The organism is Streptomyces sp. NBC_00289 (assembly GCF_041435115.1).
GTDB lineage: Bacteria > Actinomycetota > Actinomycetes > Streptomycetales > Streptomycetaceae > Streptomyces.
The window spans coordinates 10486156-10506863 of the sequence record NZ_CP108046.1 but is presented as its reverse complement, the minus strand read 5'-3'; the positions used below and the strand labels follow the sequence as shown (position 1 = coordinate 10506863).

The following is a 20708-nucleotide window of genomic DNA, read 5'->3' as shown; positions in this document are numbered from 1 at the left end:
GGCACAGGAGGAACCTGCCCACCCACTCCCACCAGCACCCTCAGCCGCACGAATTAACCATCAGGGTCTTGGGCCAGGGCGAGTTGGGCGGTTTCGATGTGGTCGGCGGCGGTGTTGGAGCCCGCGTTGCCGGGCCGCAGCAGGGCGGCCACCGGTTCCCCGGATCCGGCTGGGCCGTGGTCGACGAACGCGACGAGCGGGTGATGGCCGAAGGTCTTCTTCCAGGTCGGGGTGGCGTCCTGCTTCTCGGAGTGTGCGAGCACCAGTACCCCGTCGATGTCCACGATCACTTGGCCGTCGGCGGCCGGACTGCTTGTCCCGGCCAACTCCCAGACCCGCGTGCGTACTTCGGAACGTGCGCCCCGGATTGCCGCAAGAGCCTTCGGGCCGGAGGCGGCGAGCGCGTCGACGAGGCGGGAGACGGTCGGATCGGAGGCCACCGGGCCGAACACAGCCGGCTCGGCCCGCAGCATGCCGACGTCTGCCAGACAGTTGCCGCCGAGCGCGACGGCCAGCGCCACATCCAGCAGGATCTTGCCTGGGTCGTGCACGGCCCGCGGCTTGCGCCACGGTGCCAGTGCCGCCGCTATCGCACCGTCCAGGCCACACTTGCGGGCCGTCTCGACCAGCAGCACCGCCCCGGCCTGCGAGACCACCCCGCGGCCGCCGCCCTCGACACGGACGCGCGGGTACGACCCGCTACTCTTCTTCACCTGGAGAGTGCTTCTTTCCTTGCAGTGACAGGACCCTCGACAAGTCCCATCGTTGCAGGTCAGCAGCACTCTCCGCTTTTTTGATCAAGACCCGGACAGACCCACTCGCGAAAGCGCGAGGCTAACTGTGCATTGACGAGCGCACGCTCGAACAGCACTTCGGCCTGCGAGGGGCTATTTGTAAGCATTTGGGTAAGTTTGATACGTTTTTTCAGTAACGATTCTCTTGGCATCGCAACTCCGTGCTCAAAAACTTCACCGACAACACTCGCATAACTTGACAGCACACATCCGGCTGTAAACACCCCACGGCCCCGGAGCGTTTCCGGGATGTCCGGTTTGACCTGGTGATCGCTGGCGGGTCCCGGATGCAGGGCGAGCACGGCGCTTGTGGATCATGGAAGTTCTCTACGCTGCCACGATCTGCAAGGGTGCCGTGCTCGTCGCTCCATCTTCCCCCATGTCCGTTGCGCTTCCGGACGCGTCCCGTCTGACCGCATCGCCGACCTGCGTGGACTCGGTCGTTCCCGAGGGGCTGCTGCAGGTCCTGGCGCAGGTGCCCGACCCGCGTGATCCGCGCGGAGTGCGATATCAACTGGCTACTCTGCTGGCGATCGGCGTCTGTTGATGGCCACGGTGGGCCCACAACTCCCTTGTCTCGGTGGGCGAGTGGGTCCGCCGCTGCGATCAGCAGACCCTGGCCGACCTCGGATGTCCCTACGATCCGCTGGCCGGGCGGATCTGCTGCCCCGACGAGAAGACACTGCGCGACGCCTACGCCAAGGTCAGCCCCGACAAGCTGACCCGGGCCGGCTATCAACGCCTGGCCGCCCTGGCCGAGACAGCAACCGCCGGTGAAGCGAGCGCGCTGGGGGCAACCAGAAGAACCTCGCCCGCCAGCTCAAGTCTCTTCCCTGGAAACAGATACCGGTCCTGCACCGCACCGCCGAGCGCGGTCACGGCCGAGAGGAGATCCGCGAACTGCAAGTCGCCAGCGTCAACGGGCTCCTGTTCCCCACGCCCGCCAGGTCGTACGCATCCGCCGCAGAAGCCGCCCGCTCGGCAAGAAGAAGTGGACTGGAGATCGTCTACGCGGTCACCGACCTGCCCGCCGAGCAGGCTACCCCCGCCGAGATCGCCGCCTGGGCCCGCGACCACTGGACCATCGAGAACTCCGTCCACTGGATCCGCGACGTCGTCTTCGGCGAGGACGCCCGCACGATCCGCACCCGCAACACCCCCGCCGTCATGGCCACCCTGAGCGACATCGTCCGTGGCACGCTGCGGGCCGTCGGCTGGGCCAACACCGCCAGCGCCAGACGTGCCCACACCACCCCGGCCACCATCCTCAAGCTCCATGGCATCACATGACCAAACCGGACAATCCCGGAACACTCCGGGGCCGTGGTAGCGCCGGGACATGTCCCGGCGCTACCACGCGCATCTCCTCCCAAGACCTACTACGGCTCATCACCGTCGACTATGAACGCGAGCTCGCCCAGTTCGACGAGCGAGGGCATAGGCCTCTGCGATTCGATTCCCCGGCACCGCCGACCCGGCCGACGCCGGCTGGTGACTCCGGGGACTGCGGCACTCGTCACCTGGGCGAGTCACCCTCATGACCTGGCGACTGGCCCGGAAGAACTGACAGTCGGCGATCTGGTAAGAGTGGCCTTGGCCGGTGAGTAATGTTCGTCTGGGCTCACCGGCCAGGCATGGTCCTGGGTTAGCGAAGTTCCTCGTTCTGGGCGTGGTAGCAGGAGGGGAGCTCTCCCTTGAGGACATCTACGCCGAACAGCCCGTGAGGCGTGTCTTCATTGGACGGAAGAAAGACCACCAGGGTCGAGCCATCGGGAATCTTGTCCCGGTGAATGGTTGTGACTAGGCGGTTGTTTTCGCGTTCGATCTTCCCGATCGCAGCCCTGGTGACCCCCCTGTCCCGGTTGAGGTCCCTCTGGTCGACAGGGCAGCTGGGGTCTTCACGGTAAACGCGGGCATGTACGCCCATACGGTCCAGATCGTGCTGCAAGCCGGCAGGGTCAGCCAGCACCCTCTCAGGCTCAGGGCCGGTCGGAGGGACACTGCAATTGCCGTTGACGCACTTCAGCTCCCCTCCCTCAACCCGCATGCTCATTTTCACCGTGTTGTTGGGTTCCTGGTCGAGGGTGTAGGCCACGTTGCTGATCCGGTCTGGGCCGGCCGCGACGGTGTCGGTGTTCCCGGACGTCTGGCCGATACTCACCGCGACACCGGCCACGGCCGCCGCCAGCGCCACCGGGGCAACAAATCGCGTCGCCAGACGCCAGCGCCTCGCGGTGAGGCCGGACTCTTCTTGCACGTGGTTCATGAGGTGTTCCTTCAGCAAAAGGTGGCGGTCGCGAGAGAGATCCGGGTCCGCCGGTGCCGGCAGCAGCCGGGACAGTTCCTCGCGCTCCGACCCTTGCGGCGACTGCGGGGTGGCATTCATCGGTTCTTCTCCTGAATCGACCGGACCGCGGATGTGCGGTCACCCGGTATCTGTCCGCTGCCAGAGGCGCGTTGCATGTTTTTTTGAACCCGGGCCAGTTCCTGCTCAGTGAGCTCCCGCAGCCGACTGCGAGCTCGCGACAGCCGGGAACGAACCGTGCCGACCGGCACCCCCAGCGCCTCGGCCACCGCCGCATGCTCCAAGCCGGACCACACGCACAAGGCGAACACCTCCCGCTCTGCCGGCCGCAACTGCTCAAGCGCAGCCTTGGCCGCGGCCAGCTGCTCGGTGTCGGCCAGCCGCCCCACGAGCTCCTCCGCGAAATCGGGCACAGTCTCACGCGGCGGCAGTTGCGTGAGCGCCTTCTGGTGCCGGCGCGCGGCGCGGGCGGTGTTGCGCAGCACATTGGTCGCGATCCCCAGCAACCAAGGCCGCAGACTCTCTCCGTCCGGACGCAGCTTCTTCCTCAGCCGCCACGCCTCCAGGAACGTCAGGGACACCACGTCCTCGGCAGCGACCCAGTCGCCGGTCCAGCGCACCGCATGCCTGTACACGACCCGGGCGTGCTCATCAAAGATCTGCCCGAATGCGGTCGGGTCCCCGGCACGCACCCGGGCGCGCAACGATATCTCCACACACAGTCCTGTCCGACCACCCAAGCCCGTTGCAGTGATACCCGTCACAGAGCTCACCGCCGACATGCCCACTGCCTCACCATCGGTGCCGAAGCGAAGCGGCACGCCTCTGGCATCGAGCGTACGGTAACGATCGTTCGCGAAACACGAAGATCCACCTGACATTCCCAGGTCGCACATGTAACGCTACCCGTGTACGCACCTGTGCAACGCACAACCCCGTTCACGATACGGTTCAGACATGAGAATCGGCGTCGCCCGCGTATCGAAACGGGACCAACACCCTGAAGCGCAACAAGACGCCCTCAAAGCCGCAGGGTGCGAACAGATCTTCACCGACAAGGCATCCGGCAAGCTCGCCCGCCGCCCCGAACTCGACAAAGCCCTCCTCGTCGCCCGCGAAGGCGACCAACTCGTCGTCACCAAACTCGACCGCCTAGGCCGCTCGCTGGAGAACCTCATCGAGCTGGCCAAAGACCTCCAAGCCCGCGGCGTCGACCTCGTCGTGCTCGACCAGGGCATCGACACCTCCACCGCCGTCGGCAGGAAGTTCTTCCAGATCCTCGGCGCAGTAGCCGAATTCGAGCACGCCCTGATGTCCGAGCGCACCGTCGACGGCCTGGAAGCCGCACGCGCCCGCGGCCGCACCGGCGGCCAGAAACCCAAACTCGGCCCCCGCCAGATCAAGCTCGCCCGGGAGATGTACGACGCCGGTGAACTGACCGTCCAACAGATCGCCGACGAGTTCGGCGTCACCCGCCCCACCATCTACCGCCACCTCGGCAAGACCGCCACACCATGATCAATCCTTTAACGCGCAATCCTGGAGCGATACCGGCAGGACCCGGGACCTGACGATCGACCCGGTGACCGGGGTGCCATCACTCAAACAGCGCGTCGGCCGCGAGCGCACCGCCTCCGCGGAGGCACTGGAAGCCGAGCTCACCCTGCGATTACCAGCCCGGGGCATCCTGGAGCACCTCGCCCGGGCGGCACACTGGACCGGCTGGTGGCACCGCCTCGGACCACTGTCGGGGTTGGATCCGCGAAGCTGAAGGACCCGCTGGCCCGCTACGTGGTCACCGCGTTCACCTACGGCTCCGGCCTCGGCGCCACCCAGGCGGCCCCGCACATGAACACCGTGACGGCGCACGAGTTGGCCGCGATCGCCAAACGCCACTGCACCGCGACGAACCTTGCCCGGGCCGGCGCTGACGTGGTCGACGCCCACCTCGACCTGGACCTGGTCCGGGCGTGGGGCGACGGGTCGGTGGCCGCCGTGGACGGCACCATAATGGACGCCGCAGTCGACAACCTCCTGGCCGAGACCTCGATCCGGTACGGCGGCTACGGAGGCATCGCCCACCACCTGGTCGCCGACACCTACCTCGCCCTGTTCTCCCGGTTCGTTCCCTGTGGCGTCTGGGAGGCCGTCTACCTGATCGACTCCCTGCTCCAGAACCAGTCGGCGGCCCGGCCCGGGCCAGGTCCACGCCGACACGCAAGGCCAGTCCTTCCCAGTCTTCGGACTCGCCCATCTCCTGGGGATCGACCTGCTGCCCAGGATCCGCAACTTCCAGGACCTCACCACCTTCCACCGCCCCCACCCCGCCGTGCGCTACCGGCACATCGACCCGCTGTTCTCCACCGACCCGCGCACCGCGATCGGCTGGGAGTTGATCCGCCGCCACTGGCCCGACCTCATGCAGGTCGCCCTCTCCGTGAAGCACGGGTCTATCAGGAATTAGGTGTGATTCGTCTGTTTGGCCTACGAGTTGATGGGTGGGCTGTTCGGCCTACAGCCGTCCGGCGGTAAGGCGGCCGCTCTTCGCCGTCAGCAGCATCTCTTTCACCTTGGGGAACTGCTCGCCGAGCATGTCGGCAACGGTGTCCAGCTGGGTGGCGACCAGTTCCGCAGTGGGCTGGGCGAAGACGGTCCGGATCGTCGCGGCGACCATTTCACCAGCGCCTTTGGGTATGTGCGCGAAGCAGTTGCGCAGGAAGTGAACGCGGCACCGCTGATACGAGGAGCCCAGCATCACCTTGCGGATCGCCGCGATCAGTCCGCTGTGGTGGTCCGCGATGACCAGGCGGACGCCGCCCAGGCCGCGGGCACGGAGCGAGCGCAGGAACTCACTCCAGAACGCTTCGGTCTCGCTGTCCCCCACGGCGGTCCCGAGGACTTCGCGGCCGCCGTCCTCGGTGATGCCGGTGGCGATGACCACAGCCTGCGAGACGATCTGATGGTTCACCCGCACCTTGCAGTACGTCGCGTCCAGGTAGAGGTAGGGGAACCGGGTGTGGTCCAGAGGGCGGGTGCGGAACGCGGTCAGCGGCTCGTCGAGCTCGCCGCAGATGCGGGAGACCTCGCTCTTCGATATGCCACTGTCCCCGCCCAGGGCCTTGACCAGGTCATCGACCGAGCGGGTGGAGACCCCATGGACATATGCTTCCATGATCACGGCATAGAGGGCCTGGTCGATGCGCCGTCGGCGTTCCAGCAGGCTGGGGAAGAAGCTGCCGGTGCGGAGCTTGGGAATCTCCAGGTCCAGATCGCCGGCCGGCGTGGTCAGGGTCTTGTCCCGGTGCCCGTTGCGCCACGCTGTCCGGGAACCGGTGTGCTCATTCCAGCCGGCACCGATGTGCGCGCTCACCTCGGCTTCGATCAGTTCCTGCAGCATTCGCTCTGCCACGCTGCGGACGAGCTCGATTCCGTCGGACGAGCGTAGTGACTCCAGCATCCTTATCAGGTCAGACTGGGACAGGGCCATCACGTACTCCTCATGGTTGAACTGGGCGTTCACCAAGAAGAGTTACGTGATGGCCCTCCTCGCGTCAGGGAGCGTCGGACACCAGCAGAAGTGCGCCCCGGGCACCCGCCCGCGCACGCCCACAACTTGATCGGCTACACCACCAAGCGGGACATGACCCTTTCTCCCAAGCCCTGCGGCCTACTGTGTGCTCACACTGAGGGACGGGTGGCATCTACTCTGCGGTCGGTTGAGGTGACACCGCTCGCAACGAGTAGAGGATCGGGAGATAGGTGTCGCTGAAGGGGAAGCGGTAGTTGCCGTCGGGTCCTTGGGGCAGGATGCGGCGTCCGTCGAACTCGGCCTCTGTGTGTTCGCCGAGGTGGTCCACGATCAGTCCGGCTCCGGCGGCCGCTGTCACGATCTCGCCCACGGAGTGAGGATACTGGACTACTTCCTGCGCCTCCATCAGCAGGTCCGGATCGGCATACGTGCCCGTGACCGCTTCTCGCTGGGGTTCGCCGCCGCCGTAGGGCCAGTCGGCCACGAGCGGCTCGTAGCTGGCCAGGGTTTGGAAGGCGGGATGCAGGTCGACCAGTACCAGCCTGCCACCAGGCCGCAGTGCCATTGCCGTGCCGCGCATCCATGCATCGAGGTCAGCGATCCAGCACAGCACCCCGTAGGTGGCGATCACCCGGTCGAACCTGTCCGCCAGGTCGGATGGAAGGTTCTGCGTGTCCGCCTCGATGAAATCGGCGGTCAGCCCGGCGCGCTCGGCCAGCTCACGTGCCCGGGTGATCGCCGTCGACGAGAAATCGATGCCGGTGACCCTGGCGCCCAGACGGGCCCAGTTGAGTGTGTCCATGCCGAAGTGGCACTGCAGATGCAGCACATCCTGGCCGGTCACATCACCGGCTAGCTCCAGCTCGATCCCGTAGAGCGTCTGGCGTCCGGCCAGGAACGAATCGACGTCGTAGAACATGTCATTCGGGGTCGTTCCGTGTGCCCGGGCGCGGGCGTCCCAAAGGGCGCGGTTCGCGGCGAGTTCCTCATCAAGGCGTTTTCCGTTCATGCCAGCAGTGTGACAAAGCCCCCACCGGATCTCGAACAGCCTCTGAAGATCGCTCCAGCTCAGGACGGGAAACCGTTTTCCTCCCGGGGAAACGGCCGACCGAGGACGGGATCTCGCTGTTCCAACCCCAGAAGGTTCCGGTGATCCGCTACCGATACCGGGGACGGAACATACCCACACCATGGACGCCAATACCGGCAGCCGTCGGCTGACTGGAGGCAAGAGCACGTGGAGAGCCGGATGCCCGGAGACGGGCACGTCCGGTTCGGCGGGCGGGCCAGGAAAACGGAACAGTAGCACTACAGATCTTTATCTCGGTGCTTGACGGTCATTCCAGCAATACCAACCCGGTCCCGGCCAGGAATCCGCGCAGGAGGTGCGGGGCTTGCTTGATCTTGCTGAGTGCGGCGTCGGCGGCTTCTGCCAGCTCACGAATCGAACGGAATGCGCGGTTCGCGAGGAGATCTTTGACGATCTTCCACAGGAGCTCCACCGGGTTCAGTTCCGGCGTACGGCGGCAGTTGGACGATTCGTAGCCAGCGCTCCTGCCCCTCAGCCCACTCGCGTACCCCGGCGCTGGTGTGGCTGGAGTAGTTGTCCCATACGAGCGTGACGGGGCCGCCGAGGCGGGCGTACAGCATGGTCAGCAGGAGCGGGAAGTGCTCCTTGGTGTATCCCTCGCGACTCTTGTGCCACACAAGCAGCCTCGGCTCGAACCCGGGCCTGTAGGCGACGAACGCCACCATGTTCTCCCGGTCCCCGCGCGACCCGTTCAGCTTGATCACCGGAGTGGTGCCCCGCTGTCCCCAGGTGCGGCGCACCACGCCGGCGAGCGCCGCTCCGGACTCGTCCTCGAAGACGATCCAGCGCCCCTCGGTCACGGCTTGACCGGATGGGACACCGCCGGCCACGTCTCCGTGCGCCATGCGGCGATCGCCTCCTCGTCGCGCTGGACCGCCTGCGTCTTCGGAACCTGCCACGACCAGCCCAGACGGTCCATGAGGTACCACACCCCCGGCACCGTGAACCGCGCCCCGTACTTCTCCTCGATCACGCGCGCGATACGCGCGAGCGTCCAGCCCTGGCCCTCCCAGCCGTGCGCCGACGCCCCAAGTCGTAACTCTCGCAGCAACTCCTGCTCCTGCTGCGGCGTCAGATACGAGCGGGACCCGTTCGGCCGCGCCACAAGCGCCTCACGACCGCCCTCCCGCCACGCCGCATGCCACTGGCCGACCGCCCGCCGGGACACCCCCAGCAGCCGGGCCACATGCGCCTGCCTCACATCCTGTTCGAACAGGTCGGCGGCCTGCATCCGCCGCGCCTCCCGCTCAGCCGGCCCCCAACGCGCGGCATTCGAAGTCCCCATACCGCCCATATGCCCGAACTGACAGATCATCAAGCAAGACCTTAAAGATCAGTACTGGCGGACGCACGCTCTAACAAGAGCGCCACGGCCAAGGCGTTTATAGAACTCGCCCTGCATCAAAGTAACGCAGGGATGCTCATACTCGGCTACGTGCCCCCGAAGGGCGGCATGCAACTCACGCTTGACGGGATCGCATCGAAGCTCCTTTGCTTCCAAGCGAGTTGGTAGCTCACCTTAAACCAACGGAGCTTCAGCGCATCTACATTTCCCAGTTGACCAGAACGCACGCAGGAACAGGGATAGCAGGTGCACTGGGAATGTAGCTGGGTGTGGAACCCCCCACAGCTACACTACTGAACAAGCTGCTTGTAGTAGTAGTTTTTTGAGATGTAGTAGACCTTCTTGCACGGCCCACCCTCCGGGGGGACGTCTGAGCAGTCATGGCCAATGGAAAGCTGCGCAGAGGTATCACTGTCGAACACAGTGAACGCAGCCCCGCAATGCTCCTTGGCAATGGCTGAGGAATTGTAGAGATTATGAGTCGCATGGTTAGCAAATGCAACCATAGCTTCATTATCCGTGTAGCCGTGGTACTCGGTTATCACATGGACAGAACAAGGGTCCCCCTGCGGCATCTGTACGCTGGCTTGCCAGGTCGTGCTCTCGCTCTGCTGAGGGATCACCGAAGCGTTGGCCGTGCCGGTTGCTACAGATGCGAGAGCGAAGGCCGCTAGACCGAGTGCCAGGGATCGGGATCTCAAAGACATGTACACCCCTCAGGCGTAGTTGGAAATCAAAGCATCCCGCCAAATTCTAATGGCCGACAGAGTAATCGATACTGAATTACTTCCCCGTCCGCCAGTAATTTGTGATGTTCCATCAGTTCTCAAGCAGTCGTTTCGAAGGTGTTGGTGTAAGGTACGGGCGCGTGACTGAACCATGAATTTTTCACAACCCCCTTTGTTGCTATCGCCGTTGACCACATTCCCCTCGACAAACGTGGAGTACTGATCTTTGACCTCGATTCGCCTGTGGTCTGATCAGCTCGTACTACAGCCTCAGATCTCGTGACTGTTGATCGGTGATGTCGTTGTCTGGGCGAGTTCAACCAGTCGTTGCAACACCGGGCTGTTGCAGCGAGCGTAGCTGTTCTTCGAAGACCTCGGCCGGCGTCCGCCAACCCAGGACTTTGCGGGGCCGGTTGTTGATCGCCATGGCGACGGCTTCGAGGTCCGTGAACGACCAGCGGGAGAGATCGGTGCCCTTCGGGAAGTACTGGCGCAGCAGCCCGTTCGTGTTCTCGTTCGTCGGTCGTTGCCAGGGCGAGTGCGGATCGGCGAAGAACACCTTCGTCCCGGTATCGAGAGCGAACTGGGTATGACCGGAGTTCCTTCCCACGGTCCCAGGTGAGGGTCTTACGTAGCTGCTCAGGCAATTGCGTCATCGACGTGGTGAGCGCCGCGTTCATCGCGATCGCGCCGTAGCCCCCGAGCGAGGGGCCGTTCTTCACGGGCGGATTCTCGCCCCAGCCCTCCAGACGGGGCAGGTGCACCAGGAGCGTGGAGCGGCTGCTGCGCTCGACGAGCGTGCCGATCGCGGAGCGGCCCGTCCCGATAATCAAATCGCCTTCCCAGTGTCCGGGGACCGCGCGGTCCGTGGCCTCGGCGGGGCGTTCGCTGAGGACGACGTCCGCGGTGACATGCCCCTGCGGCTTGTTCTGCGACCGTGCACGGGGAGCCCGCAGCGCCCGGCCGGTGCGCAGGCACGTCACCAGTTCCCGCTTGAGCGCGCCACGGCCTTCGATGAACAGCGCCTGGTAGATCGCTTCGTGGCTGATGCGCATGGACTCATCATCGGGGAAGTCGACACGGAGTCGGTGCGAAATCTGCTCCGGACTCCATGCCGTCGCCCAACGTCTGTCCTGACGGTGCGGCTTGTTCAGCCCTTTCCATGCGGGCGTCTTGGGCCCGGTGACGGTCATGTTGTCGGGGCGACGGATGCTGCCGGCGAGCCGGTCCTCTACGTACTCACGCAACCGGTCGTTACCCAGGAGTTTCGCGTTCCTCGGGCGCTTGGCCGCCTGCTGAGCCTTCCACTGGGCGACCGTCGCGCGGTATTCCTGCTTGCCGCCGCGCGTGGCGGCGTTGCGGCGCAGTTCGCGAGAGATTGTCCCGGGGTCTCGCCCCAGGGCGCGGGCGATCTCGCGCACGCCCTTGCTCATCGCCATGAGGATCGCGATCTCCTCGCGCTCTTCGAACGTGAGGTACCGGCCCGCGGGCTCGGCCAACGAGATCGGAGGCATGCCGCCAGCGTGACGAAACCACCTCGCACCCACCGGCCACGACACGCCGACCACCAACGACGCCTCCACCGTCGTGACCCCCGTGGCGATCAGTCGCCAGAACTGGCGCTGCACGACCCGAGAAGGATCAGGCCGCCCCGGCGAACGCATCGCCGGCCGCAACGCACGGTCAGCGCGCCACTGCCGACGCCGCCCCTCCGGAACATCGCTGGTCTTCAAACTCCAGTCCGCCGTGGCCACGTCGCACACCTCCGAGATCAGGGTGTTGCGACGACCAGTTGAATCCACCGTTACTTCCGCGATCCGAGTGAAATATCGCGTCGGCCGAGAGGTTCCTGTTCCGTGCCGCGTTACGGATCGCCCTGGATATCAGTGGGGTTTGGTAGTGGTCGTCCATCGCGTAACCGATGACTTCCTTCGTGCAGCAGTCGATTACCGTCGCGAGGTACAGCCAGCCTTCCCCGGTCCCGATATAAGTAATGTCACCGACGAGCTTTTCGCCGGGCGCGTCCGCGGTGAAGTTGCGGCCGACGAGGTCCGGCACCTGGCCGGCCGCGGCCTTGGTGAGGTTGAACCTCTTCGGCTGTGGCTGGCAGGACTCAAGTCCCAGCTCGCGCATCAGGCGGCGGACCAGTTCCAGGCCGACGCTGATGCCCCAGCGGTGCAGCTGGGCTTGGATGCGACGGTGGCCGTAGGTGCTGTCGGAAATGTCGAAGGCTTTCTTGATGAGCAGTTTCAGTTCCTCGCGCCGCTGTGCCGTCGCGGATTCCGGGCGGGATCGCCAGTCGTAGTAGCCGGATCTGGAGACGCCGAGTCTGCCGCACATGAACTCGACGCTATATGCGCACTCCGCAGTGTCGAGCCGCATCTCATCGATGAACTGTACTTGCTTGCTACCGGGGATCCTTCGCGAAGTACGCCGCGCATTTTTTCAGGAAGGAGTTTTCCATCTCCAGCTCACGGTTCCGCCGTTCGAGTTCCTTCAGGCGTACCCGCTCGTTCACCGTCAATTCTGCATCGGGAGCCGGTTCCTGCTGCTTCTGGGGCGCCGTCGGGCCGGGCGGCCCGGATCGACTTCAGGGCCGCCAGGCTGTGGTCGCCGCCTTTGCGGCGGCGGGTCACACCCCAGAGCTGGTCGTCACCGATGGAGTAAGCAGCCGTGGAAGTAGCGGATGCCGTGCGTGCGGTGGTAGGTGGCCGGCAATCGCTCAGGTCTCTTCTCCGGAGCCCAGGCGGAGCCGTGGCAAGGGCGGATCGACAGCGGGCCGAACTGGTCGAAGGCGAAGCACCGATCCGGGAAATGCCTGGTCACGTGCTCGATACGGTCGAGCTTGGCTTCCTTGTCGGGGTCTTTTGGACTCCTTCCAGGTCCGCGTGCGCTGGAAGGAGATCCCGTGCTCGCGCAGGATCTGCCGCAGCCGCTCCCGGCCGATCCTGACCGTCCGGACCCGGTTGCGGGCCAGGTGGTCGGCGAGCTTGCGCAGACTCCAGTGCGTGAACGGACGTCCCAGCGTTGCGGGGCGGGTCTTGGCCGTCGCAATGATGAACTTGCGTTCCTCATCATTGATCAGGCGGGGACAGCCTCCCGCCCACCGAGGGTCCAGCGCAGCCAGGCCCTTCTTGTTGAAGGCGTGAATCACGTCGCGGACGGTGTCCTCGTGAGCAGCCACCAACCGGGCGATCGCCGTGACCGGGGTACCCGACGCCGACGCCATGATGATCAGAGCCCGCCTGACAGCGCCTTTGGGTATGTGCGCGAAGCAATTGCGCAGGAAGTGAACGCGGCACCGCTGATACGAGGAGCCCAGCATCACCTTGCGGATCGCCGCGATCAGTCCGCTGTGGTGGTCCGCGATGACCAGGCGGACGCCGCCCAGGCCGCGGGCACGGAGCGAGCGCAGGAACTCACTCCAGAACGCTTCGGTCTCGCTGTCCCCCACGGCGGTCCCGAGGACTTCGCGGCCGCCGTCTTCAGTGATGCCGGTGGCGATGACCACAGCCTGCGAGACGATCTGATGGTTCACCCGCACCTTGCAGTACGTCGCGTCCAGGTAGAGGTAGGGGAACCGGGTGTGGTCCAGAGGGCGGGTGCGGAACGCGGTCAGCGGCTCGTCGAGCTCGCCGCAGATGCGGGAGACCTCGCTCTTCGATATGCCACTGTCCCCGCCCAGGGCCTTGACCAGGTCATCGACCGAGCGGGTGGAGACCCCATGGACATATGCTTCCATGATCACGGCATAGAGGGCCTGGTCGATGCGCCGTCGGCGTTCCAGCAGGCTGGGGAAGAAGCTGCCGGTGCGGAGCTTGGGAATCTCCAGGTCCAGATCGCCGGCCGGCGTGGTCAGGGTCTTGTCCCGGTGCCCGTTGCGCCACGCTGTCCGGGAACCGCGCCCTGACCTGGAAGGGTGCCAGACGCCCTGGCGACTGGACGGCCGTGGAGCGTCACTTCCGCGACGGGCACACCGAGACCTGGTGGGCCGCCGATGCCCGACTGGGCGGCTACGGTCCCGACTCGCCCTGCCGACTGGTCGTGGCCACCACCGACCCAGCCCGGCTGCCGGAGAAGGCCACCTGGTACCTGGCCACCAACCTGCCCCACCCCGACGCACCCCACGCCGCCACCAGCCCGCATCCGCCGGCCGACCTCGCCGAGATCGTCCGCCTCTACGGCCTGCGGCCATGGATCGAGCAGAGCTACAAACAGATCAAGGACGAACTCGGCTGGGCCGACTTCCAGGTCCGCTCCGATCGCGCCATCCGCCGCCACCAGACCCTGGTCAACTGTGCCTTCTCCTTCTGCTGGGACCAGTGGTTCAACCCACCCGGACCCCTGGATGACACCGCCCCGGACCCGTGCCCCGACGAGGGGCCAGAGAGGGGGACCAACCGAACCCCACCCACCCCAACTGCCCTGCTGGCCCAAGGCATTACGTTCGGTCCGCGCCTGGCTCACCCCCGCCACCACCCTGAACCGATGGTGGCGATCCTGGACGGACAGAGACCCACCCCCCGACCTCCAGGCCCTGATCGACGCGGTCACCACCGGACACGGCCTTGATCTCTACCTCCGGATTTAACGAACTACCGGTAACGGTAGTTCGTTACTGACTTCGGCTCGTTAGGGTGATCTTCTTCGACGTCCCTGATGGGCCTGGAGTGTTGTCTGTATTCCGTGGTGTATGAGGTATGCGGATGGGGGCGGCCTGACCCCTGTGGGACGTCAGCGCCGGGAGACGGTACGGATGCAGGCGGCGGAGCTGTTCGAGCAGGACATCAAGCCGCCGGAAGTCGCACGGCGCCTGAGGGTGAGCCCGAAGTCGGCCTACCAGTGGCAGCAGATGTGGCGGGACGGTGGCGTGCAGGCTCTGGTCTCTCGTGGCTCGAGTGGATCGCGATGCCGTCTGTCCCCGGGCTGTCTGGAAAAGCTGGCTGCGTACCTCGATGAGGGGCCTGCCGCGCATGGCTGGGTGGAGGACCAGGTGTGGACGGCTGCCCGGGTGGCCACGCTGATCGGCAGGAAGTTCCACGTCTCCTACAGCGTCTCGGGTGCCACGAGGCTGATGCACCGGCTCGGCTTCAGTCCTCAAGTACCCGCGCGGCGGGTGGCCGAGCGCGATGAGCAGGCCGTGACCGTGTGGAAGGAGGCGACCTGGGCCGAGGTAAAAGAGCCCGGGCGGCGTGCGGGGGCTACGTCTGCTTCGAGGACGAGGCGGGCTTCACGCGACGACCGCCCAAAGGACGCACCTGGGGCCGGCGCGGCCGCACCCCGCAGGTCACGGTGAGCGGGCGACGCTCGGGCCGCCTGTCGGTGGCCGGACTCATCGCGATGCGGCCCGGCTCCCGCACCCGGCTGTGTCACCGCCTGCGCACCCATCCCGCGGGCAAAGGCAAACGCCGCAGCATAGGCGAACGGGACTTCATCGCGCTGATCGACGGAGTCCACCACCTCGTCAAGGCCCCGATCGTGCTGGTCTGGGACCGGCTGAACACCCACGTCTCCCACGCCATACGTGAGTTGATCGCCGAGCGTGAATGGCTGACGGTATTCCTGCTGCCCGCCTACTCGCCCGACCTCAACCCCGTCGAGTGGGTATGGGCACATGTCAAGCGCAGCCTGGCCAACCTCGCCGTCGTCGCCCTCGACCGGCTCGAAGTCCTCGTACGCAACCGGCTCAAACGCCTCCAGTACCGGCCCGACACTCTTGACGGCTTCATAGCAGGCACCGGCCTGACCTTCGACGACCCAGCGTCACCCTGATGCGCCGAAGTCAGTAAATCCGGAGGTAGAGATCAAGGCCGTGTCCGGTGGTGACCGCGTCGATCAGGGCCTGGAGGTCGGGGGGTGGGTCTCTGTCCGTCCAGGATCGCCACCATCGGTTCGGGGTGGTGGCGGGGGTGAGCCAGGCGCGGACCGAACGTAATGCCTTGGGCCAGCAGGGCAGTTGGGGTGGGTGGGGTTCGGTTGGTCCCCCTCTCTGGCCCCTCGTCGGGGCACGGGTCCGGGGCGGTGTCATCCAGGGGTCCGGGTGGGTTGAACCACTGGTCCCAGCAGAAGGAGAAGGCACAGTTGACCAGGGTCTGGTGGCGGCGGATGGCGCGATCGGAGCGGACCTGGAAGTCGGCCCAGCCGAGTTCGTCCTTGATCTGTTTGTAGCTCTGCTCGATCCATGGCCGCAGGCCGTAGAGGCGGACGATCTCGGCGAGGTCGGCCGGCGGATGCGGGCTGGTGGCGGCGTGGGGTGCGTCGGGGTGGGGCAGGTTGGTGGCCAGGTACCAGGTGGCCTTCTCCGGCAGCCGGGCTGGGTCGGTGGTGGCCACGACCAGTCGGCAGGGCGAGTCGGGACCGTAGCCGCCCAGGCGGGCATCGGCGGCCCACCAGGTCTCGGTGTGCCCGTCGCGGAAGTGACGCTCCACGGCCGTCCAGTCGCCAGGGCGTCTGGCACCCTTCCAGGTCAGGGCGTGCGCGGCCTCGATGGGGGTGTGCGGCTGGTCGGCCGGAGCCCAGGTGCCGCGGTGCGGCTTGAGCGCGACCACGTAGGCCAGGCCGGCCTCGCGCAGCGCGAGATACCAGTCGTCGCTGACGGAGTAGGCGCAGTCGGCGACCACGGCCCGGCAGCCGAAGCCCGCATCCTTCCCGCGGGCCGCGAGAGCGGCGGCCAGCTGCGGTTTCGTACGGAAGGCCAGATCAGCCCGGCCGCGGGCGAAGTGATGGGCGGGGGTGTAGGGAGTCGCGTGCAGCGGGTAGTACACGCGGCCGTCGGTCCACACCGTGGTCACCGTGACGACGCCGTTGTCCGTCTTGCCCAGCCGGCCCAGCCACTGCCGGCCCACGTGCGCGGTCGCGGTGCCGTCCTTGCGGTCTCCGGAATCGTCGATCACGATGACCCCGCCGTCGTGCGGAGCGGTCGCCGGCTCCTCGTGCAGCAGCTCAAGCCGCCGGTCGTTGATCTGCTCGGCCTCCCAGGGCGACTCGGACAGGAAGAACTGCAGCCGCTGCACCCCTGGCATTCCTGCACCTGCCACCGGTTCCGCCCCTGCCAGGCAGGTGATCGTCTTGTTCCGCTCTCTCGGTGCCAGCAGCCCGGTCAGGTATTCGCGAAACCCCCGCCGCTGGGCCAGGCTGAAGAAGAGGTCGTCGAACCGGGCCGCGTACTCCTCCAACGGACCCGGCGCGGGCGGACACGGACGGCGAGCAGTCATCTTCAGCCCCCAGCAAGGCAGTTGACTCCTACCACCGGCCTACGACCAACCCAACCCGTCGTCAATCCCCACCACCGGCCGGATTTAACGAACTACCGGTAACGAGGCGATCGAGCTCACCCGACGGCTTCGGCTCCCGCACGTGAGACGGCAGCTGAGCGACCTCATCCCCACCGCACGCGCCCAGCGCTGGGACCCCGCCGAACTCGTCCGCGTCCTGCTGGCGGAAGAGGCCGCCGGCCGGGACGCCGCGATGCTGGTCAACCGGCGCAAAAAGGCAGGCTTCCCAGCCGGGAAGACCTTCCAGGTGTGGGACGAGACGAAGTCCTCCATCCCCACCGCAACCCAGACCGCCTTGCGCACCCTGGAATGGATCTCACGGCAAGAGAACCTCTGCATCGTGGGACCCTCCGGCACGGGCAAGAGCCACTGGTGCGAAGCACTCGGCCACGCGGCCATCGAGGCCGGGATGACCACCTGCTGGTTCACCATCGAAGACCTCGGCACACTGGTGCGACGCCACCGCGCGGACGACTCCATGGCCAAGGCCATGTCCAGGATCATGCGGGCAGACCTCGTCATCGTTGACGACATCGGACTCCTGCCCATCGCGCCGGACGCCGCCGAGGGCTTCTACCGCCTGGTGGATGCCGCCTACGAAAAACGCTCTCTCGCGGTCTCCAGCAACCTCCACCCGGCTGGTTTCGAAGAGATCATGCCCAAGACCCTCGCCACCGCGACCGTCGACCGGCTCCTCCACCACGCCCACGTCGTCGTCACCAACGGAACGCAAAGCTGTACTTGACGGTCACGCTGGCATCCGAGGAGTCGGTGGAGGGGCTGTACTCGCGTCCTGAGCACCGTCGACGTCTTCGACGACCCATCGTGGAGAGGGTCCCAGATGTGCAGTGACCGTTGCCGCCGTGTTCAGCGAGAAGCACCGCTTCATGACCTCGGTATTCGGTGCGAGGAGCCGTCAACAGGGCGTGCGCTGTTGGTAGTTCCGGCGCGTTCAAAGAGTGCGGCGGGAAACGGTCGACACGGACTCGCGGCCGCCTTACCTTCCGAAGTAGGAGGCGGGGCCGATGAGCGAACCGACGAGAGTGAAGGTCCTGGAAACCTCCGGACTGCTGCACCCGAACCCGGAGATGGTCACCTCGCCGCTGTTCGCAGAGGGCGGCTTCTTCCTGGCCCACGACAAGGTCCAGGTCAAGTACGAGATGCTCCGGGCGCACGTGGTCGAGGGCCGGAGCGTGAGCGCCACAGCGGCGGCTCACGGCTATTCACGTTCGGCGTTCTACCTGGTAAAGGCGTCCTTCACACAAGCAGGCATGACGGGTCTGCTGGACGGGCGGCCCGGACGGCACGGCCCGGTCAAGGTCACCGAGGACATCGTGCCTTCATCCAGGCGGCACCCGCGGGCCTCTCGAGTGCAGTGTTGGCCGACGAGGTGGAACGAATCTTCGGCGAGCTGTTGCACCGGCGCACGGTGGAACGGATCCGGCGGCCATGACCACATCGTCGGGGCAGGGCTGGTTTCCGCTGCCGGGCGAGCACGCACAGGCCGAGTACGAACTGCTCCGCAGTCACGTCCTCGAACACAGCAGGATGCCGTCCTCGCTGGCTGCGGCCCGCTTCGCCCGCCGCGGACTGGTCGGACTCATCTCCTGGCCGGCCGGTGAGACAGACTTTATGGCCGAACTGTCCGGAGCGCGTCGACCTGCATGGACACCGCACCATGACCCGCGAATGGACGTGCTTGCCGCCGTGTTCGCGGTGCTGCTGGAGGCCGCCGACCGTCTCGGCTTCGGGAGTGATCAGGCATGGAGGTGGGTGCGGTGAAGGCCGCGCTCTATGCGCGGGTGTCCACCGAGGGGCAGCAGGCCCGCGGCACCATCGGCTCTCAACTGGCCGTGCTGCACGAACGGGTGGCCGCCGAGGGCGACGAGCTGGTCGCCGAGTTCACCGACGACGGCTGCTCGGGAGCCCACCTGGACCGGCCGGGCCTGGACGCGCTGCGGGACGCGGCCGAGGCCGGGCTGTTCGAGCGGGTGTGGTGCCTGTCGCCGGACCGACTCGCCCGGGTCTATGCCTACCAGGTCGTCGTCCTGGACGAACTGGCCCGCCTGCAGGTGAAAGTCTGCTTCACCGACGCCCCGCCGATCACAGACGATCCACAGGCAATCTTGCTGACACAGGTCCAGGGCGTGATCGCCGAGTACGAACGGGCCAAGATCGCTGAACGCTACCGGCGCGGCAAACTCTTCCGCTCTCGCGCCGGCGAGGTTATCTCCTGGCGCACGCCCTACGGCTACCGGCGACTTCCCCGAGAGGGTGAACGGGCCGCTCACCTGGAGGTCTTCGAGCCGGAGGCCGCAGTGGTCCGGCGGATCTTCGAGGACTACGCGGTGCGCGATCTGTCGATGCGCGAGATCATCCACGGGCTCGCCGCCGACCGCATCCCCACCCCGAAGAAGGGCAACGGCGTCTGGGGATCCTCCACCATCGCCCGGCTCCTTCACAACGAGGCATACGTCGGCCGGGTCTACTTCAACCGCACCACCACGGTTCCCGACCCGCGCCCAGAACGCCGTCCCCGCCAGGTCCCCAGGCCGCGGGAGGACTGGACCGCCATCACGGTGCCCGCCCTCATCAGCGAAGAGACCTTCCTCGCGGTCGGTCGCGTGAGCCGTAACAACAGCAAGTGGAGCCCGCGCCGGACCGAGCCCGGCCAGTGGATGCTGCGCGGACTGGTCAAATGCGGCTCCTGCCACGTGGGCACGAACTGTCACAAGATGCGCGGCCGCAACGGCGCCTTCCACCGCTATTACTACTGCCGCAACCACGACCCGATCCGAGCCGGCGGCAGCGACCGCCGCTGCACCGAACGCAACATCCGCGCCGACGTCCTGGACGCCTTCGTCATCGCCCAGGTCCGCGACGTCCTCCTGCGTCCCGACGTCCTCCTCGCTGGCCAGCACGCAATCGCGCAGAAGGCATCCAGCGATGAACTGCTGGCGAAGGAACTGAGTGGCCTCGACCGCAAGATCGCCGCGACTCAAGCCGAGCGGAGCCGTTTGGCGGATCTCTATCAGGCCGGTCTGATCGACCTCCTCGACCTGCAACGACGCGCCACCGCGATCGACCACCGCCGCCACGACCTGGCCCAGCGACGTGACGCACTCGCAGCCCGGCGCCACGAACTTGCCCAGACAGGCCAACTCCGCGACAGGATCGCCGACTTCACCAGTCGGGCCCGCGCCGGAATCGACGCCCTCGACTTCGACCGGCAACAAGCCCTCCTCCGCACAGTCATCGAGGAGATCGAAGTCACCGGCCGGCACGTCAAGATCCACCTACGGATCCCACTCGACGAGCCACCTCAGCAGCCCACCCCACCCAGTCCCTGGCCCCGCCGCCCCGCACCGTCCAGCCAAGACCATCTGCGTTCCGTTGGTGGCCACCCAGGGTGACAGCTTCCGGCTCACCCAGGCCACCGCAGGAGAGGGGGTGGTCCCCTTGAACTAGCTCTCACCTGGGGAAACGGCCTGTCCATCGGCGGGGAGATCTGCTGTCCATCAGTGGGGATGTGATCAGTCCGCCATCGGGGAGAAGCCCGTGTCCATTGACAGGCACGTATCCCATCCTCTCTGATGGCTCACAACGGAGCGGCAGAGAAGTCGGAACGGTTCAGGGCTCCACG

The 20708-nt window shown here is 66.2% G+C and carries 18 protein-coding genes and 9 pseudogenes; 13 read left to right on the top strand and 14 right to left on the bottom strand.

What is annotated here, in order from left to right; all coding sequences use genetic code 11:
• Positions 1-62 precede the first annotated feature (62 nt).
• Together OG985_RS48165 and OG985_RS48160 are read right to left on the bottom strand one after the other, a co-directional pair.
• A pseudogene (locus tag OG985_RS48165) lies at positions 63-713 on the bottom strand (transposase); the annotation flags it as partial.
• A 59-nt stretch (positions 714-772) separates the two neighbouring features.
• Positions 773-1096, bottom strand: coding sequence for a hypothetical protein (locus tag OG985_RS48160; RefSeq protein WP_371666441.1), 324 nt, complete (start codon positions 1094-1096; stop codon positions 773-775).
• Positions 1097-1173: 77 nt separating this feature from the next.
• On the opposite strand from OG985_RS48160, the gene OG985_RS48155 reads away from it, so the two are divergent.
• The 3 genes and pseudogenes from OG985_RS48155 to OG985_RS48145 all read left to right on the top strand — a co-directional run bounded on the left by OG985_RS48155 (position 1174) and on the right by OG985_RS48145 (position 2084).
• Positions 1174-1341, top strand: coding sequence for a transposase family protein (locus tag OG985_RS48155; RefSeq protein ID WP_371666442.1), 168 nt, complete (start codon positions 1174-1176; stop codon positions 1339-1341).
• 296 nt (positions 1342-1637) lie between these two features.
• Positions 1638-1892: pseudogene (locus OG985_RS48150) on the top strand (ISAs1 family transposase); the annotation flags it as partial.
• A gap of 69 nt (positions 1893-1961) precedes the next feature.
• Positions 1962-2084, top strand: coding sequence for a hypothetical protein (locus tag OG985_RS48145; RefSeq protein WP_371666443.1), 123 nt, complete (start codon positions 1962-1964; stop codon positions 2082-2084).
• A 355-nt stretch (positions 2085-2439) separates the two neighbouring features.
• Here OG985_RS48145 and OG985_RS48140 read toward each other — a convergent pair whose 3' ends face one another.
• Positions 2440-3180, bottom strand: coding sequence for a hypothetical protein (locus OG985_RS48140; RefSeq protein WP_371666444.1), 741 nt, complete (start codon positions 3178-3180; stop codon positions 2440-2442).
• Positions 3177-3815, bottom strand: coding sequence for an RNA polymerase sigma factor (locus tag OG985_RS48135; protein WP_371666445.1), 639 nt, complete (start codon positions 3813-3815; stop codon positions 3177-3179). Before OG985_RS48135 ends, OG985_RS48140 begins: the two co-directional genes overlap by 4 nt.
• A gap of 241 nt (positions 3816-4056) precedes the next feature.
• Between OG985_RS48135 and OG985_RS48130 the strand changes: the two genes are divergently transcribed.
• The 4 genes and pseudogenes from OG985_RS48130 to OG985_RS48115 form a co-directional block, all read left to right on the top strand.
• Positions 4057-4617 carry a recombinase family protein gene (locus tag OG985_RS48130; RefSeq protein ID WP_371666446.1) on the top strand — a complete coding sequence of 187 codons (561 nt, stop codon included), beginning with the start codon at positions 4057-4059 and terminating at the stop codon, positions 4615-4617.
• Between the two features lie 64 nt (positions 4618-4681).
• Positions 4682-4870 carry a hypothetical protein gene (locus OG985_RS48125; RefSeq protein ID WP_371666447.1) on the top strand — a complete coding sequence of 63 codons (189 nt, stop codon included), beginning with the start codon at positions 4682-4684 and terminating at the stop codon, positions 4868-4870.
• Positions 4825-5235 (top strand): annotated as a pseudogene (locus OG985_RS48120) (Tn3 family transposase); the annotation flags it as partial. The gene OG985_RS48125 and the pseudogene OG985_RS48120, both read left to right, overlap by 46 nt.
• 73 nt (positions 5236-5308) lie before the next feature.
• Positions 5309-5563, top strand: a pseudogene (locus OG985_RS48115) (Tn3 family transposase); the annotation flags it as partial.
• Between the two features lie 81 nt (positions 5564-5644).
• Here the strand turns inward: OG985_RS48115 and OG985_RS48110 are convergent.
• The 9 genes and pseudogenes from OG985_RS48110 to OG985_RS48070 form a co-directional block, all read right to left on the bottom strand.
• Positions 5645-6586, bottom strand: a pseudogene (locus OG985_RS48110) (IS256 family transposase); the annotation flags it as partial.
• Positions 6587-6800: 214 nt separating this feature from the next.
• Positions 6801-7637 (bottom strand): class I SAM-dependent methyltransferase, encoded by an 837-nt coding sequence (locus OG985_RS48105; protein ID WP_371666448.1) that lies wholly within the window; start codon positions 7635-7637, stop codon positions 6801-6803.
• Between the two features lie 428 nt (positions 7638-8065).
• The gene (locus OG985_RS48100) at positions 8066-8518 is read right to left on the bottom strand and encodes a transposase (protein ID WP_371666449.1); all 453 of its coding nucleotides are present in this window, start codon (positions 8516-8518) and stop codon (positions 8066-8068) included.
• Positions 8515-9033, bottom strand: a complete 519-nt coding sequence (locus OG985_RS48095; RefSeq protein WP_371666450.1) for a winged helix-turn-helix domain-containing protein — start codon at positions 9031-9033, stop codon at positions 8515-8517. Before OG985_RS48095 ends, OG985_RS48100 begins: the two co-directional genes overlap by 4 nt.
• Before the next feature lie 320 nt (positions 9034-9353).
• A complete protein-coding gene (locus OG985_RS48090; RefSeq protein WP_371666451.1) occupies positions 9354-9770 on the bottom strand; it encodes a hypothetical protein in 417 nt (138 codons plus the stop codon).
• 337 nt (positions 9771-10107) lie between these two features.
• Positions 10108-11305 (bottom strand): annotated as a pseudogene (locus tag OG985_RS48085) (IS30 family transposase).
• Between the two features lie 169 nt (positions 11306-11474).
• Positions 11475-12173 carry an IS3 family transposase gene (locus tag OG985_RS48080; RefSeq protein ID WP_371666452.1) on the bottom strand — a complete coding sequence of 233 codons (699 nt, stop codon included), beginning with the start codon at positions 12171-12173 and terminating at the stop codon, positions 11475-11477.
• A 173-nt stretch (positions 12174-12346) separates the two neighbouring features.
• Positions 12347-13020: pseudogene (locus OG985_RS48075) on the bottom strand (IS630 family transposase); the annotation flags it as partial.
• A 47-nt stretch (positions 13021-13067) separates the two neighbouring features.
• Positions 13068-13686 (bottom strand): annotated as a pseudogene (locus OG985_RS48070) (IS256 family transposase); the annotation flags it as partial.
• A gap of 53 nt (positions 13687-13739) precedes the next feature.
• Between OG985_RS48070 and OG985_RS48065 the strand changes: the two are divergent.
• The 3 genes and pseudogenes from OG985_RS48065 (at position 13740) to OG985_RS48055 (ending at position 15563) form a co-directional block, all read left to right on the top strand.
• Positions 13740-14363 carry a hypothetical protein gene (locus tag OG985_RS48065; protein ID WP_371674707.1) on the top strand — a complete coding sequence of 208 codons (624 nt, stop codon included), beginning with the start codon at positions 13740-13742 and terminating at the stop codon, positions 14361-14363.
• Positions 14364-14484: 121 nt separating this feature from the next.
• Positions 14485-14940 (top strand): annotated as a pseudogene (locus OG985_RS48060) (transposase); the annotation flags it as partial.
• Entirely contained in the window at positions 14940-15563 is a 624-nt protein-coding gene (locus OG985_RS48055) for a transposase (RefSeq protein ID WP_371666453.1), read from the top strand. The pseudogene OG985_RS48060 and the gene OG985_RS48055, both read left to right, overlap by 1 nt.
• 32 nt (positions 15564-15595) lie before the next feature.
• Here the strand turns inward: OG985_RS48055 and OG985_RS48050 are convergent, their stop codons facing one another.
• Positions 15596-17005 (bottom strand): IS701 family transposase, encoded by a 1410-nt coding sequence (locus OG985_RS48050; protein ID WP_371666454.1) that lies wholly within the window; start codon positions 17003-17005, stop codon positions 15596-15598.
• A gap of 109 nt (positions 17006-17114) precedes the next feature.
• On the opposite strand from OG985_RS48050, the gene istB reads away from it, so the two are divergent.
• From istB to OG985_RS48035, 3 genes are all read left to right on the top strand, one after another.
• Positions 17115-17810, top strand: coding sequence for an IS21-like element helper ATPase IstB (gene istB / locus OG985_RS48045; RefSeq protein ID WP_371674203.1), 696 nt, complete (start codon positions 17115-17117; stop codon positions 17808-17810).
• A 704-nt stretch (positions 17811-18514) separates the two neighbouring features.
• The gene (locus OG985_RS48040; RefSeq protein ID WP_371666455.1) at positions 18515-18847 is read left to right on the top strand and encodes a hypothetical protein; all 333 of its coding nucleotides are present in this window, start codon (positions 18515-18517) and stop codon (positions 18845-18847) included.
• Positions 18829-20478 carry a recombinase family protein gene (locus tag OG985_RS48035; RefSeq protein WP_371666456.1) on the top strand — a complete coding sequence of 550 codons (1650 nt, stop codon included), beginning with the start codon at positions 18829-18831 and terminating at the stop codon, positions 20476-20478. Before OG985_RS48040 ends, OG985_RS48035 begins: the two co-directional genes overlap by 19 nt.
• Positions 20479-20708: the final 230 nt, after the last annotated feature.

Bases quoted from the DNA above. Each gene is read 5' to 3' on its own strand.
- OG985_RS48095 (WP_371666450.1), bottom strand. From the start codon at position 9,033: ATGATCTGTCAGTTCGGGCATATGGGCGGTATGGGGACTTCGAATGCC.
- OG985_RS48090 (WP_371666451.1), bottom strand. From the start codon at position 9,770: ATGTCTTTGAGATCCCGATCCCTGGCACTCGGTCTAGCGGCCTTCGCT.
- OG985_RS48140 (WP_371666444.1), bottom strand. From the start codon at position 3,180: ATGAATGCCACCCCGCAGTCGCCGCAAGGGTCGGAGCGCGAGGAACTG.
- OG985_RS48080 (WP_371666452.1), bottom strand. From the start codon at position 12,173: ATGCGGCTCGACACTGCGGAGTGCGCATATAGCGTCGAGTTCATGTGC.
- OG985_RS48050 (WP_371666454.1), bottom strand. From the start codon at position 17,005: ATGACTGCTCGCCGTCCGTGTCCGCCCGCGCCGGGTCCGTTGGAGGAG.
- OG985_RS48130 (WP_371666446.1), top strand. From the start codon at position 4,057: ATGAGAATCGGCGTCGCCCGCGTATCGAAACGGGACCAACACCCTGAA.
- OG985_RS48035 (WP_371666456.1), top strand. From the start codon at position 18,829: ATGGAGGTGGGTGCGGTGAAGGCCGCGCTCTATGCGCGGGTGTCCACC.
- OG985_RS48155 (WP_371666442.1), top strand. From the start codon at position 1,174: ATGTCCGTTGCGCTTCCGGACGCGTCCCGTCTGACCGCATCGCCGACC.
- OG985_RS48040 (WP_371666455.1), top strand. From the start codon at position 18,515: ATGACCACATCGTCGGGGCAGGGCTGGTTTCCGCTGCCGGGCGAGCAC.
- OG985_RS48105 (WP_371666448.1), bottom strand. From the start codon at position 7,637: ATGAACGGAAAACGCCTTGATGAGGAACTCGCCGCGAACCGCGCCCTT.
- OG985_RS48145 (WP_371666443.1), top strand. From the start codon at position 1,962: ATGGCCACCCTGAGCGACATCGTCCGTGGCACGCTGCGGGCCGTCGGC.